At 69.0% G+C, this 12,421-nt stretch carries 13 protein-coding genes and 1 pseudogene; 6 read left to right on the top strand and 8 right to left on the bottom strand.

The features are described 5' to 3' along the window. Window positions 1-16: 16 nt before the first annotated feature. Window positions 17-446: pseudogene (dtd, locus tag RC2_RS12545) on the top strand (D-aminoacyl-tRNA deacylase). On the opposite strand, the gene RC2_RS12540 reads toward dtd, so the two are convergent. The 4 genes from RC2_RS12540 to RC2_RS12525 all read right to left on the bottom strand — a co-directional run bounded on the left by RC2_RS12540 (window position 421) and on the right by RC2_RS12525 (window position 3,827). Next, complete coding sequence (locus RC2_RS12540; RefSeq protein ID WP_245811107.1) at window positions 421-1,182, bottom strand: trimeric intracellular cation channel family protein; 762 nt, start codon at window positions 1,180-1,182, stop codon at window positions 421-423. The pseudogene dtd and the gene RC2_RS12540 overlap by 26 nt on opposite strands. 21 nt (window positions 1,183-1,203) lie before the next feature. Next, entirely contained in the window at window positions 1,204-1,980 is a 777-nt protein-coding gene (locus tag RC2_RS12535) for a hypothetical protein (RefSeq protein ID WP_068150785.1), read from the bottom strand. A 132-nt stretch (window positions 1,981-2,112) separates the two neighbouring features. Beyond that, window positions 2,113-2,745 carry an MBL fold metallo-hydrolase gene (locus RC2_RS12530; RefSeq protein ID WP_068150745.1) on the bottom strand — a complete coding sequence of 211 codons (633 nt, stop codon included), beginning with the start codon at window positions 2,743-2,745 and terminating at the stop codon, window positions 2,113-2,115. Then, on the bottom strand, window positions 2,742-3,827 hold the full coding sequence (locus tag RC2_RS12525; protein ID WP_068150741.1) for an S-(hydroxymethyl)mycothiol dehydrogenase: 1,086 nt from the start codon (window positions 3,825-3,827) through the stop codon (window positions 2,742-2,744). The genes RC2_RS12530 and RC2_RS12525 overlap by 4 nt, the downstream gene beginning before the upstream one ends. Window positions 3,828-4,101: 274 nt before the next feature. Here RC2_RS12525 and RC2_RS12520 point away from each other — a divergent pair, with 274 nt between their 5' ends. The 4 genes from RC2_RS12520 to RC2_RS12505 all read left to right on the top strand — a co-directional run bounded on the left by RC2_RS12520 (window position 4,102) and on the right by RC2_RS12505 (window position 9,429). Then, a complete protein-coding gene (locus RC2_RS12520) occupies window positions 4,102-5,052 on the top strand; it encodes a proteasome assembly chaperone family protein (protein ID WP_068150738.1) in 951 nt (316 codons plus the stop codon). A 140-nt stretch (window positions 5,053-5,192) separates the two neighbouring features. Next, window positions 5,193-6,230, top strand: coding sequence for an alpha/beta fold hydrolase (locus RC2_RS12515; protein ID WP_068150735.1), 1,038 nt, complete (start codon window positions 5,193-5,195; stop codon window positions 6,228-6,230). Window positions 6,231-6,239: 9 nt separating this feature from the next. Then, on the top strand, window positions 6,240-8,738 hold the full coding sequence (locus RC2_RS12510; RefSeq protein WP_068150782.1) for a DEAD/DEAH box helicase: 2,499 nt from the start codon (window positions 6,240-6,242) through the stop codon (window positions 8,736-8,738). Window positions 8,739-8,748: 10 nt separating this feature from the next. Beyond that, window positions 8,749-9,429 carry a PhzF family phenazine biosynthesis protein gene (locus tag RC2_RS12505; protein ID WP_068150732.1) on the top strand — a complete coding sequence of 227 codons (681 nt, stop codon included), beginning with the start codon at window positions 8,749-8,751 and terminating at the stop codon, window positions 9,427-9,429. Here the strand turns inward: RC2_RS12505 and RC2_RS12500 are convergent. Next, the gene (locus tag RC2_RS12500; RefSeq protein WP_068150729.1) at window positions 9,426-10,118 is read right to left on the bottom strand and encodes a hypothetical protein; all 693 of its coding nucleotides are present in this window, start codon (window positions 10,116-10,118) and stop codon (window positions 9,426-9,428) included. The genes RC2_RS12505 and RC2_RS12500 overlap by 4 nt on opposite strands. 37 nt (window positions 10,119-10,155) lie before the next feature. Here RC2_RS12500 and RC2_RS12495 point away from each other — a divergent pair, with 37 nt between their 5' ends. Next, window positions 10,156-10,347 carry a hypothetical protein gene (locus RC2_RS12495; protein WP_037185345.1) on the top strand — a complete coding sequence of 64 codons (192 nt, stop codon included), beginning with the start codon at window positions 10,156-10,158 and terminating at the stop codon, window positions 10,345-10,347. Here the strand turns inward: RC2_RS12495 and RC2_RS12490 are convergent. From RC2_RS12490 to RC2_RS12480, 3 genes are all read right to left on the bottom strand, one after another. Next, on the bottom strand, window positions 10,344-10,814 hold the full coding sequence (locus RC2_RS12490) for an OsmC family protein (RefSeq protein ID WP_068150726.1): 471 nt from the start codon (window positions 10,812-10,814) through the stop codon (window positions 10,344-10,346). The two genes, RC2_RS12495 and RC2_RS12490, sit on opposite strands and share 4 nt — an antisense overlap. Further along, complete coding sequence (locus RC2_RS12485) at window positions 10,811-11,401, bottom strand: dihydrofolate reductase family protein (RefSeq protein WP_068150724.1); 591 nt, start codon at window positions 11,399-11,401, stop codon at window positions 10,811-10,813. Before RC2_RS12485 ends, RC2_RS12490 begins: the two co-directional genes overlap by 4 nt. A gap of 294 nt (window positions 11,402-11,695) precedes the next feature. Continuing rightward, a partial coding sequence (locus tag RC2_RS12480) for an alpha/beta fold hydrolase (protein WP_072681478.1) occupies window positions 11,696-12,421 on the bottom strand: 726 nt, incomplete at its 5' end.

Genomic DNA, 12,421 nt, shown 5'->3' with positions numbered 1-12,421 from the left:
TGCCACGATCGTCACCATGCGTGCAGTGCTGCAACGGGTCTCGTCCGCGACGGTGCGGGTCGAGGACCGCGTGGTCGGGGAGATCGGTCCGGGGGTGCTCGTCCTCCTCGGTGTCGCGCCGTCCGACGGACACACAGACGTCGAGCACGTCGCCCGCAAGATCGCCGAGCTGCGGATTCTTCCGGGTGAGCGGTCGGTGTCCGAAGTACCCGAGGCGGGCGTGCTCGTGGTCTCGCAGTTCACCCTCTACGGCGACACGCGCAAGGGCCGACGCCCGTCGTGGAACGGCGCCGCCCCCGGTCCGGTCGCCGAGCCACTGGTCGGGGCGGTCGTGGAGACCCTGCGCGCGCGGGGCATCACCGTCGCGACCGGCGTGTTCGGCGCGCACATGGCGGTCGAGTCGGCTGAACGACGGGCCGGTCACCGTGATCGTCGAGAGCCCCTGAGCCGGTTCCACCACCGCCGGATCGTGGTCGAGCGCCCGGGGCGGCGGGTCGACACCCGCCGACGCCGCACGGGGGCCGGCAACGTCGGCTTGGGCAACGTCGGCTTGGGCAACCTGGACCAGGGCACGCCCTCCGGGAGCATCCAGCCGCGCCACCGCGCGACCACACACAGCGAGGCCCCCACCACCGTGCCCGCCACCAGGCCCGCGTCGGTGCCGGTCAGGGACTGGACCACCACCAGCGTCGCGCTGCCCGCCAGCGCACAGGTCGCGTAGAGGGTGTTCCCACCGAAGATTGCGGGGACACGGCCGACGGCGATGTCGCGGACCGCTCCCCCACCCACGGCGGTCACGGCGCCGAGCCCGATCGCGGGCAGCCACCCCAACCCCACTCCCAGCGTCTTCTGGGCCCCGGCCGCAGCCCAGCAGCCGAGCGCCAGAGCATCGACGTACGGGAAGACGCGATCCCAGCCGCGTCCTTCGAACCGCACCGCGAAGGCGACCAGGGCACCGAGCAACGCGGCGGTCAGGTAGCGGTAGTCGGTGAGCGCGACCGGCGGACCGGCCTGCAGCAAGGTGTCACGGATGATGCCGCCGCCGAGCCCGGAGACGACGGCGAGGACCGAGAACCCGACCAGATCGAAACGCATGGCGCGGGCGACCGCCCCGCCGAGCAGCGCGTTGGCCACCACGCCGGTGAGATCGAGGACTCGGAACAGATCCGCTGTCCCCGTCACGGAGTCGAACATCACGCTCGATCAGCCGTTCTTGACCTTCTGCACCGCCTCGCGGAACACCAGGTCCAGCGTCGCGGTGTCGGGCTCCCCCGCACCGAACGACATGTACGTGGCGGTGACGCGGACGTCGTCGATCTGCCCGACGAGCGAGAGCATCGACTGGGTGATCTCGTCCGCCCCGCCGCCGGAGGAGACGGTGCGGCGCACGGCCAGCGTGTCGTCCGCACCGAGGGGCGGCGGCGGCACGAGCTCGCTGACCACCTCTGCGGTGACCCCGCCGGCCGTCGTGCGGACGGTGCCGCACTCCTCGGTCCGGGAGCGCAGGGACTCGAGCGTGTCGGACACCCGAGCGAGTTCGACCGACACCGTCGCGCGGTTCACCGGGTCGGTGCCGACCACCAGGGACGTCGCGTCGGGATCGGCCGTCGGCCGGTCGGGCTTGCATCCGGCCGGGTCCACGGAGGCCCCGGCGGCGACACCGTCGAGATCCTGCGCGGCCTGGGCCACGGCCTGCGGGGGCAACACCACCGCCTGGTACGTCGAGGGGAAGACCGACGGATCGAGGGTCAGGGCCGCGAGAGCCGACGCGGCGGCGGGCGACGTCGGAGTCACGCTGTCGCTCGACGGCGTGGACGGCGTGGTCGGGGCCGACGCCGTGGTCGAGCCGGTCGACGGCACGGAGGTGCGGGCGGCCTCCGGCACGCCCTCGACGGTGCTGCCGCCGCAGGCCGCGGTGAGCAGAACGGCACCGGCTCCCAGGCATCCTGCGACTCCGAGTCGGGTCCTGCGCAGCAGCATCGTGTCCTCATCTCGCCTCACCCGGGTGCGGCCGCAGCCCGGTGGTCCGGCGAGCATCGCACAGAGCACCGGGCTGCCGACCGCACCCACACCGCGGGGTGTCCGGTTCGTTATCCGGCCGGCCGGTCCCGATCAGGAGCCGCGCGCGATCCACTCCTCGAGGTGCGGCGACTCCGTCCCGATGGTGGTGCCGTCGCCGTGCCCGGTGCGCACCGTCGTCTCCGGCGGCAGCGCGAACAGCCGCTCGCGGATGCTGCCGATGATCGTCGGAAAGTCCGAGTAGGAGCGGCCGGTGGCTCCGGGGCCGCCGGAGAACAGGGTGTCGCCGCTGAAGAGCTCCCCCGCTTCGGGGAGGTACAGGCACGAGGACCCGGGCGAGTGGCCCGGGGTGTGCAGCACCTGCACGGTCGTGCCCGCCACGGCGATCCGGTCGCCGTCGGCGAGTTCCCGGTGGCCGACGCCGGGATGGGTCTGCTCCCACAGGACGTCGTCGGCCGGGTGGAGCAGGATCGGCGCGTCGAGACGCCGAGCCAGTTCCGGAGCGACGGTCACGTGATCGTTGTGGCCGTGCGTGCAGATCACCGCGACGACCGTCCGGCCGGCCACGGCGTCGACGATGGGGTCGGCGTCGTGCGCGGCGTCGACGATCACCACCTCGGAGTCGTCCCCGATCACCCAGATGTTGTTGTCGACGTCCCACTCCCCGCCGTCGAGCGCGAAGGTCCCGGACGTGACGACCCGGTCGATGCGCAGGGCGCCGCTCACAGGACCACCACCGAGCGCAGAACGCGACCCGCCGCGGCGGCATCGAACGCGGCCTCGACGTCCTCCAGACCGATGCGTTCGGAGACGAACTTCTCGAGCGGCAGACGGCCCTGGCGGTAGAGGTCGACCAGCATCGGGAAGTCGCGCTCGGGCAGGCAGTCGCCGTACCAGGAGGACTTCAGCGATCCGCCGCGGGAGAAGAAGTCGATGAGCGGCATCTCGACGGTCATCTCCGGCGTCGGGACGCCGACGAGGACGACGGTGCCCGCCAGATCGCGGGCGTAGAACGCCTGCTTCCACGTCTCGGGCCGACCGACGGCGTCGATGACCACGTCTGCACCGTTGCCGCCGGTGAGCTCCTGGATGGCCTCGACAGCGTCGACGGCGGAGGCGTCCACGGTGTGCGTCGCGCCGAGTTCCGTCGCCCAGTCGAGCTTCCCCTTGTCGCGATCGACGGCGATGATCGTGCCGGCGCCCGCGAGTCGCGCACCGGCGATGGCCGCGTCGCCGACGCCGCCGCAGCCGATGACCGCGACGGAATCACCGCGGCCGACGTTGCCGGTGTTCATCGCAGCGCCGATCCCGGCCATCACGCCGCAGCCGAGCAACCCGACCACGGCCGGGTCGGCGTCGGGATCGACCTTCGTGCACTGGCCTTCGTGGACGAGCGTCTTGTCCGCGAACGCTCCGATGCCGAGCGCCGGGGTGAGTTCGGTGCCGTCCTCGAGGGTCATCTTCTTCGAGGCGTTGTGGGTGTCGAAGCAGTACCACGGCTCACCGCGCTTGCACGCCCGGCACTGGCCGCACACGGCGCGCCAGTTGAGCACCACGAAGTCTCCGGGAGCGACGTGCGTGACGTCGTCGCCGACGGTCTCGACCACTCCGGCGGCCTCGTGGCCGAGCAGGAACGGGAACTCGTCGTTGATGCCGCCCTCGCGGTAGTGGAGGTCGGTGTGGCACACGCCGCACGCCTGGATCGCGACCACCACGTCGTTCGGCCCCGGGTCGGGGACGACGACGGTCTCGGTGGTCACCGGGGCGCCCTTGCTTCGTGCGACGACGCCGCGGACGTGCTGTGGCATGGTGTCTCTCCTCTGTCGGTCGTGGGTCCGTCGGTGGTGAGTCCCGAGCCCGCGACGGACCGCGGGGCACGGCGTCGACCCTATCGGTGCATCCATGCGAAGACGGGCATGGCAGGTGTCCGCGTCCGGCCGAGGGCACGCCGGGAATGCCGGACTGCGGCACGTCGTTGGACGGTCCACGAACGACGGTGAGCGAGCGCGTCGTGCTGTGGGAAACTGGGTAACCGACCGGAAGCCGTTTCGGCGGCACCCGCGCGACGAGGGAGGACACGGCATGGACGAGAAGTCCGGAATGTACGAGCTCGAGTTTCCGGCGCCGCGCGTGCTCTCGGAGGACGGCCTCGGCCCGGTCCTCGTGCACGGTCTGGAGGGGTACTCCGACGCGGGGCACGCCGTGAAGCTCGCGACGGCGCACCTGCGCGAGACGCTGGAGACGGAACTCGTGGCGTCGTTCGACGTCGACGAACTACTGGACTACCGCTCGCGGCGGCCCACGATGACCTTCAAGGCGGACCACTTCTCCGATTACGAGGAACCCGTTCTGAACCTCTACGCCGTGCAGGACGGGGTGGGTACGCCGTTCCTTCTCCTCTCCGGGCTCGAGCCGGACCTGAAGTGGGAGAAGTTCACCACGGCCGTGCGGCTGTTGGCCGAGCAGTTGGGTGTGCGGCGGACGATCGGCCTGAACTCCATTCCGATGGCCGTCCCGCACACCCGTCCCCTCGGAGTCACGGCCCACTCGTCCGATTCCGAGCTGGTCGGCGACCACCACAAGTGGTCGGGTGAGTTGCAGGTGCCGGGCAGCGCGTCGTCGTTGCTGGAGTACCGGATGGCGCAGCACGGACACGAGTCCATGGGCTTCTCGGTGCACGTCCCGCACTACCTGGCGCAGACCGCCTACCCGAGCGCCGCGGAGAAACTGCTGGAACTGGTGGCCGACGCCGCCGACCTGGAGCTGCCCCTCGCGGCCCTGACCTCGGCCGCGGCCCGCGTGCGGGAGCAGGTCGACGAGCACGTCGAGGGCAACCCGGAGGTCGGTTCGGTGGTTGCGGCGCTCGAGCGTCAGTACGACACGTTCGTGACCGCTCAGGAGCAGAAGTCGACGCTGCTGGCCTCGGACGAGGAGTTGCCCAGCGGCGACGAGATCGGGGCCGAGTTCGAGCGTTTCCTGGCCGAGCAGACCGGGGTCGACGACGACCCCGTCGACCCCGACGAGCGGAACTGAGTACTCGACCACGGCGGACACGATCGGGATTCGCTGACGGAGCCGTCACCCCCACGTAGCGTGACCGTCACACATCCCGACCACACTGGACCGGTCGACGCACCCGCGTCGTCCGGTCCATCGGCGAGGAGCGACGACTCATGACGGCTTCACGCACTCGCGCACTGCGGACCGTGCCGGACACCCGCCCGACCCTCCATCACCGCACGGTGCACGGCTATCGCCGCGCCTTCCGGATGGCCGGCGAGGGTCCGGCCCTCCTGCTCGTCCACGGCATCGGCGACAGTTCCGAGACCTGGCTCGAGCTCATCCCCCACCTCGCGGCGTCGCACACCGTGATCGCACCCGATCTCCTCGGTCACGGGTTGTCCGACAAGCCCCGGGCGGACTACTCCGTCGCCGCCTACGCCAACGGTCTCCGGGATCTGCTGGTCACCCTGGGCATCGACGCGGTCACCGTGGTGGGCCATTCGCTGGGCGGCGGGGTGGCCATGCAGTTCGCGTACCAGTACCCGCAGATGGTGCAACGGTTGGTCCTGGTGTCGGCCGGCGGAGTCACCAAGGACGTGCATCCGGCGCTGCGACTGATGTCGCTCCCGGTGGTCAACGAGCTGTTCAAGGTGCTGCGCCTGCCCGGCGCCATGCGGGCCCTCCGGGTGGCCGGGTCCGCGATCCAGCGACTCGACGGCACCCCGCTGCACCCCGGGCCCGCCCTGCACGACACGCCCGACCTCCTGCGCGTGGTGGGCAACCTGCTCGACTCGACGGCGTACGACGCCTACCGGAAGACCCTGCGCGCCGTGGTCGACTGGCGCGGCCAGGCGGTCACCATGCTCGACCGGTGCTACCTCACCGAGAACCTTCCCGTGCAGCTGGTCTGGGGTGAACACGACACGGTGATTCCCGCCGAGCACGCCACGCTCGCGCACGCGGCGATGCCCGGCTCGCGCCTCGACGTCTTTCGCGGCGCGGGCCATTTCCCGCACCGGGACGATCCGATGCGGTTCCTCCGCGTCCTCGAGGACTTCGTCGCCACGACGACGCCTCTCGATTTCGACGAGTCCCGATGGCGCAGACTGCTGATCGAGGGAGTCGGCGAGGCCGCGATCACGGGCAGCCCCGCCACCCGGCAGGCCGTGCTGGGTGCCATGGGTTCGGACGAGAGGTCCGCTACGTAGCCTGTAGTGATGCTGTTGACCGAGATGGTGCCCCGCTCCGCGTCGGCAGACGAGGTGTACGACGCCTTCACCACCTGGGTCGCCGACCGTGGACTCGAGCTCTACCCGCTGCAGGACGAGGCCGTCATCGAGCTGGTCTCGGGCAACAACGTCGTGCTCGCGACCCCGACGGGGTCCGGGAAGTCCATGGTGGCCGTGGCTGCGCACGTCGCCGCCTTGGCGGCGGGCGTCCGATCGTTCTACACCGCGCCGATCAAGGCGTTGGTCAGCGAGAAGTTCTTCGCCCTGTGCGAGATCTTCGGCGCGGAGAACGTCGGGATGATCACCGGTGACGCCGCGGTCAACGCGTCCGCCCCGATCGTGTGCGCGACCGCCGAGATCGTGGCCAACATGGCGCTGCGCGAGGGTGCGGATTCCTCCATCGGCCAGGTGATCATGGACGAGTTCCACTACTACTCCGAGCCCGATCGCGGCTGGGCATGGCAGGTCCCCCTGCTCGAGCTCCCGCACGCCCAGTTCCTGCTGATGTCGGCCACGCTGGGCGACGTCTCGTTCTTCCGCGACGATCTCACCCGTCGCACCGGCCGGCCGACGTCCGTGGTCGAGGGATCCGAACGGCCTGTCCCCCTCGTGTTCTCGTACCGCCTCACCCCGATCGTCGAGACCATCGAGGAACTGGTGTCGACGCACCTCGCTCCCGTCTACGTCGTGCACTTCACGCAGGCGGCGGCGCTGGAGCGCGCCCAGGCCCTGACGTCGATCCAGGTCTCGACCAAGGAGACCAAAGCCGCGATCGCCGACGCCATCGGCGGGTTCCGATTCACCACCGGGTTCGGAAAGACGTTGTCCCGCTTGGTGCGCCACGGTATCGGCGTGCACCACGCGGGCATGCTGCCGCGGTACCGGAGGCTGGTGGAGAAGCTCGCGCAGGACGGCCTGCTCGCCGTCATCTGTGGAACGGACACGCTCGGCGTCGGGATCAACGTGCCGATTCGCACGGTGCTGCTCACCGGTCTGACGAAGTACGACGGCGTCCGCACCCGTCAGTTGCGAGCGCGCGAGTTCCACCAGATCGCCGGTCGCGCCGGGCGCGCCGGGTACGACACGCTCGGCACGGTGATGGTGCAGGCGCCCGAGCACGACATCGAGAACGCGCGCCTGGTGGCCAAGGCGGGTGACGATCCCAAGAAGCTCAAGCGGATTCAGCGCAAGAAGGCACCCGAGGGGTTCGTCTCGTGGGGCAAACCGAGTTTCGAGCGCCTGGTCGCCGCGAGTCCGGAGCCGCTGGTCTCGCGCTTCCGGGTGAACAATTCGATGCTGCTCAACGTGATCGCCCGGCCGGGAAGCTGTTTCGACGCCATGCGGCACCTGCTCGAGGACAACCACGAGACGCGCGCCGCGCAGCGCCGACACATCCTGCAGGCGGTGCGGCTCTACCGTGGTCTCCGCGACGCCGGCATCGTCGAGCAACTCGACGAACCGGATGCCGAGGGGCGGCGGGCCCGTCTCACCGTGGATCTGCAACGCGATTTCGCACTGAATCAACCCTTGTCGACGTTCGCGTTGGCCGCGTTCGAGCTGCTCGATCGCGAGCAACCCACCTACGCCCTCGACGTCGTCTCCGTCATCGAGGCGACTCTCGACGATCCGCGGCAGATTCTCTGGGCGCAGCAGCACGCGGCGCGCGGCGAGGCCGTCGCGCAGATGAAGGCGGACGGCCTCGAGTACGAGGAGCGAATGGAGCTGCTCGAGGAGATCACCTGGCCCAAGCCGCTCGAGGAGCTGTTACGGCCGGCCTTCGAGATCTACCGCGGCGGCCATCCGTGGCTGTCGGAGTTCGGGCTGTCGCCCAAATCCGTGGTGCGCGACATGATCGAGAAGTCGATGACGTTCACGGAGCTGATCTCGCACTACGGGCTCTCACGCTCGGAGGGGTCCGTCCTGCGGTACCTCGCCGACGCGTATCGCGCTCTGCGACAGACGGTTCCACCGGAGGCGCGCACCGAGGACGTCCAGGACATCACCGAATGGCTCGGCGAAACGGTGCGCCAGGTCGACTCCAGCCTTCTCGACGAATGGGAGAACCTCACCGACCCCACCTTCGACGAGGAGGGCACGCCCGTCGTCGCGTACGGAGCCGACACACCGAAGCCCATCTCCGCCAACCCCCGAGCGTTCCGGATCATGGTGCGCAACGCCCTGTTCCGACGCGTCGAGCTGGCGTCGCGACGCCGGTGGGACCTCCTCGAGGAGCTGGGCGACGACGTCGATTGGCAGGACGAACTCGAGCCCTACTTCGAGGAGTACGGCGAGATCGGTATGACACCGACCGCGCGCGGACCCCACCTGTTCTCGTTCGTCCAGACCCGCGACGAGACCACCGCGCGGCAGGTTCTCGACGACCCCGAGGGCGACCACGGGTGGTCCTTCGACGCCACCGTCGACGTCGAGGAGTCCGACGAACTGGCCGAGGTCGTGTTCGACGACATCACGGTCACCGCAGGCTGAGAGGAAGACCATGCCATTCGACGTCCACGTCGTGCGGGTGTTCACCGACGACCAGGGTCGGTGGGGCAACCCTCTCGGCATCGTCGACGCTGCGTCCGTTGCCCCGGCCGATCGCCAGTCCGTGGCGCACGAGCTGCAGTACAGCGAGACCGTGTTCGTCGACGTTCCCGCCGGCGCGGCGCAGTCCACGGCCCTCCGCATCCACACGCCCGCCGTCGAGTTGCCGTTCGCCGGGCACCCCACGGTGGGCACCGCCGCATGGCTGGCCGATCGCGGTACACCAGTGGATGCGTTACTGGTGCCCGCAGGCGAGGTTGCCGTCCGGTTCGCCGACGGCGTCACCTACGTCCGGGCTCGCCCGTCATGGGCGCCGCAGTTCGAGTTTCATCCGGTGGCCTCGCCGGCCGATGTCCTCGCCGTGGACCCGTCCGACTTCACCGACGGTCACCACTACGTGTGGGCGTGGGCGGACGAGAAAGGCGGCGCAATTCGTTCCCGCATGTTCGCGCCCGACATGGGCGTCCCGGAGGACGAAGCAACGGGCGCGGCCGCCGTTCGTGTGACCGAACTGCTCGGGCGCGATCTGAGCATCGTGCAGGGCCGAGGCTCGGTCCTGTCGACCACGCTCTCCGACGACGGGTGGGTGGAGCTCGGAGGGCGCGTTATGGCGGACGAGTCCAGGACGCTCTAGTCCAGGACCACCGCGATCTCACGCCCCAGCTCGACGCCCTCCGCCAACGGCAGGTGATCACCGCTCCAGAACCTGCCGGGGTCGTACCAGTTGGCCCGTCGACGCGGCGGTTTGAGTCCCACCCGGTCGAACGGCTTCAGCGGCGTCGGTGATTCGCGCGGATCGAGCAGACCCATCGCCTCGTACGTCAGGGCCACCACCTCCGCGCAGTAGGCGGTCTCGAGTCGACGGTCGTCCTTGGCCGACACTGCCGGGAGCCGCCCCGCGAACCATCTGCCCGCCAGCCGTGCCGTGGTCGGGAACGCGGTGCCGTCGAGCCGCGCGATGGTCCGCATCAGCTCGTCTTCTTGTTCGCGCGTGATGGGCGACTGTAGTTGCCGGAACCAGCATTTCTGGTCGTAGCGCTCGCCCCAATGAGTGACGGCGTCGCGGAGGTCGTGCAGCTGCACGCCGCGCTGATGGCGCCCGGTCCACATGTCGGGCAACGATTGCCCCAGCTCCGCATGCCACATCAGGGGCGGCAGATCGTCGAGGACCACGGCCATGCCCACGTGATTCACCGGGCTGTTCGTCAGCGTCTGGATCGCTCGATCCGCCGCCGACCGGCCGCGGAAGATCCAGAGATCGCCTGTCCGCGTGGTCTCCACGGCGGTGGCGAGGTTGACTGAGGACACTCCGTCGACGCTCATCGACGACGAGCCTAGTTCGTGGCGCTAGCCTTCATGAATGGCTGCACGATCCCGAAAGATCTCCGTGCGCGGTCTGCTGAAGGTCGCAGGTCTCGCCGGCGCCGTCGGCGTGGCAGCGTCCGGCGTCCTCGTCGCCCGCAACGAGCGTCAGCGTCGTCAGTACGAACCGGACGAGGTGCGTGAGCGGTTACACCAGCGGCTGGCCGTCGCCACGTCCACGAAGCGCTAGCGTTCGATCGTCACCTCGTAGCCGATCGGCGTGGTGATCGAGCGTGCGATGACGCAGTAGTCGGCGACTCGATGATGCACCTGTTCGGCAAGATCCGCGTCGCTCGACGCGTCGATCCGCACCACAGGTCTCAGTGTCACGGACTCGAATTGTCCGGCCCCACCGGGTTCTTCGATCATGACCGCGATCGGCGCGTCGACGTACGAGGTCACGATGACACCCGCCTGTGCTGCCAGCCCGAGATACCAGAGCATGTGGCACTGGGCGATGGACGCCACGAACAACTGCTCCGGATTCCACCTCGACGCGTCGCCACGAAACGCGGGGTCGGACGACCCCGCGATGGTGGGAACTCCTGGCGCTTCGACGTCGTGGTCGCGGGAGTACGAACGGAGAGACGCGGTTCCCGCGCCGGAGTTGCCGGTCCACGTGACCGAGACGGAATAGGTGTGTCGAGTGTCCGTCACGGCGTCACCCCACGAGTGCCGGATACTCGTCGGTACTCAGCGATCACCACACCCGACTCGAACTGTCGGACCCGGGTCGCCGTGAACGGTCGGTCCGCGTACCGAGCACCGGCGAACAGGCGCACACCGTCACCGAGTACTACCGGGTTGATCTTCAGGACGAGTCGGTCGATCTGGTCGACGAGGTCACCCGCCAGCGCTCCCCCACCCGCCAGCCAAATTCCGGCGCCGTCTTCCTCACGGAGCCTGCCGAGGGTGGCTGCCGGATCGTCCGTGACGGTCACGTCGTCGGACTCGGATCGACGGTGCCGGGAAGCCACGAACTGCCGCAGGTGCGGATAGGGGCTGACGATTCCCACGTCCAGGGCCGCGGAGTATGTCGTCCACCCCATGATCACCGTGTCGAACATCGTTGCGTCCGATTGGATCCCGAGCGCATTCTGCACGTGTCCGGGAAGCGTGTCCGCGAACTCGTCCACGAGCACCGCCATATGGTCGCCCTCGTCGAGGAACGCGCTCCAGGTGCCGTCGGGAGCCGCGATGAATCCGTCGAGACTCGTCGCCACGTAGTACGTCACATCGCGCATGGGTGATCCTCTTTCGGTCGGGCCCTCGCACGGTAGGTGCTCGACGGCCCCGCGCGCGACCCATTTCCGCAGTGGCGCAGGTCCTCGGCCGCATCTCATGCCACCCGATCGTGGTCGATTCTGCCGATTGGCAGAATTTCCGACGATCGGGTGCCGAAAAGTGCGCAGGCGCGAGTCACTACGTGTCAGAGCACACGTACCCGACGGGCAAGTGGCCAGCCGGCTGAATTCCCTCGATACAGCGACGCAGGATAATTCTTGATTGCCGGGCGTGAACCGGACCTGCGTCGCCCGTCAGTCGCTCCGACGCGGGTGCGCAAGGCAGTCGATGACAATTCTGGCTACATCGTCGGCCGGTTCGAGAGGAAGGCTGTGGTGGGATGCAGTGTCGAGGAGGACTACCCGCGCTCGCGGGAGAACCTCGTCGACCCTGCGAGCCACGTTCGACGCCGAGTGAGCCTTGCTCCGGCCTGCCAGGACGACGCTCACATCAGCTGTGATCGCAGCGAATTCGACCTTCGAAGGCTTCTTCGGTACGACCGGACGCTGCCGTGGAAAATCTGCAGCTCCGATGGCCAGGACGGACATCCACGTCGGATCCACGGCGATGCCGGCGCACTCCCACTCGACGAACGCACGTTGTCGACGTTCTGTCGGCATCGTGAGAAGCGGGAGCGCACGCAGGAGATACGAAGCGCTCAGTCCCGTGAACACCGACGTGGGATCAAGGAGAATCAAGCGGGCAATTCCGCTGTCCGGTGCGACAGCCCGCGAAACTGCCACCATCGCCCCGTACGAATGGGCGACGACGTCGAAGTCGTGCACACCCAGGGCACCGACCACTGCGTCGAACCACCCGTGAAGCGCCGCGATCGACGCGATGCGATCCGCGTGGGGAACACTTCGGCCGACGTCACCCATCAGGTCGATCGCAAATACTCGGTGCGTGTGCCCCAATCGCCAAGCCAGAGACCCGAATACGGCCGAGGTTGCGCCGGCACCGGGGAGCAGGATTACGGG

It is taken from the genome of Rhodococcoides corynebacterioides NBRC 14404 (assembly GCF_001894765.1).
GTDB lineage: Bacteria > Actinomycetota > Actinomycetes > Mycobacteriales > Mycobacteriaceae > Rhodococcoides > Rhodococcoides corynebacterioides.
This window is presented reverse-complemented; position numbering and strand designations above follow the sequence as displayed.

Excerpts from the sequence above, each read along its gene's own strand:
- RC2_RS12525 (WP_068150741.1), bottom strand. The coding sequence starts at position 3,827 with ATGCCACAGCACGTCCGCGGCGTCGTCGCACGAAGCAAGGGCGCCCCG.
- RC2_RS12500 (WP_068150729.1), bottom strand. The coding sequence starts at position 10,118 with ATGAGCGTCGACGGAGTGTCCTCAGTCAACCTCGCCACCGCCGTGGAG.
- RC2_RS12535 (WP_068150785.1), bottom strand. The coding sequence starts at position 1,980 with ATGCTGCTGCGCAGGACCCGACTCGGAGTCGCAGGATGCCTGGGAGCC.
- RC2_RS12520 (WP_068150738.1), top strand. The coding sequence starts at position 4,102 with ATGGACGAGAAGTCCGGAATGTACGAGCTCGAGTTTCCGGCGCCGCGC.
- RC2_RS12515 (WP_068150735.1), top strand. The coding sequence starts at position 5,193 with ATGACGGCTTCACGCACTCGCGCACTGCGGACCGTGCCGGACACCCGC.
- RC2_RS12510 (WP_068150782.1), top strand. The coding sequence starts at position 6,240 with ATGCTGTTGACCGAGATGGTGCCCCGCTCCGCGTCGGCAGACGAGGTG.
- RC2_RS12485 (WP_068150724.1), bottom strand. The coding sequence starts at position 11,401 with ATGCGCGATGTGACGTACTACGTGGCGACGAGTCTCGACGGATTCATC.
- RC2_RS12505 (WP_068150732.1), top strand. The coding sequence starts at position 8,749 with ATGCCATTCGACGTCCACGTCGTGCGGGTGTTCACCGACGACCAGGGT.
- RC2_RS12495 (WP_037185345.1), top strand. The coding sequence starts at position 10,156 with ATGGCTGCACGATCCCGAAAGATCTCCGTGCGCGGTCTGCTGAAGGTC.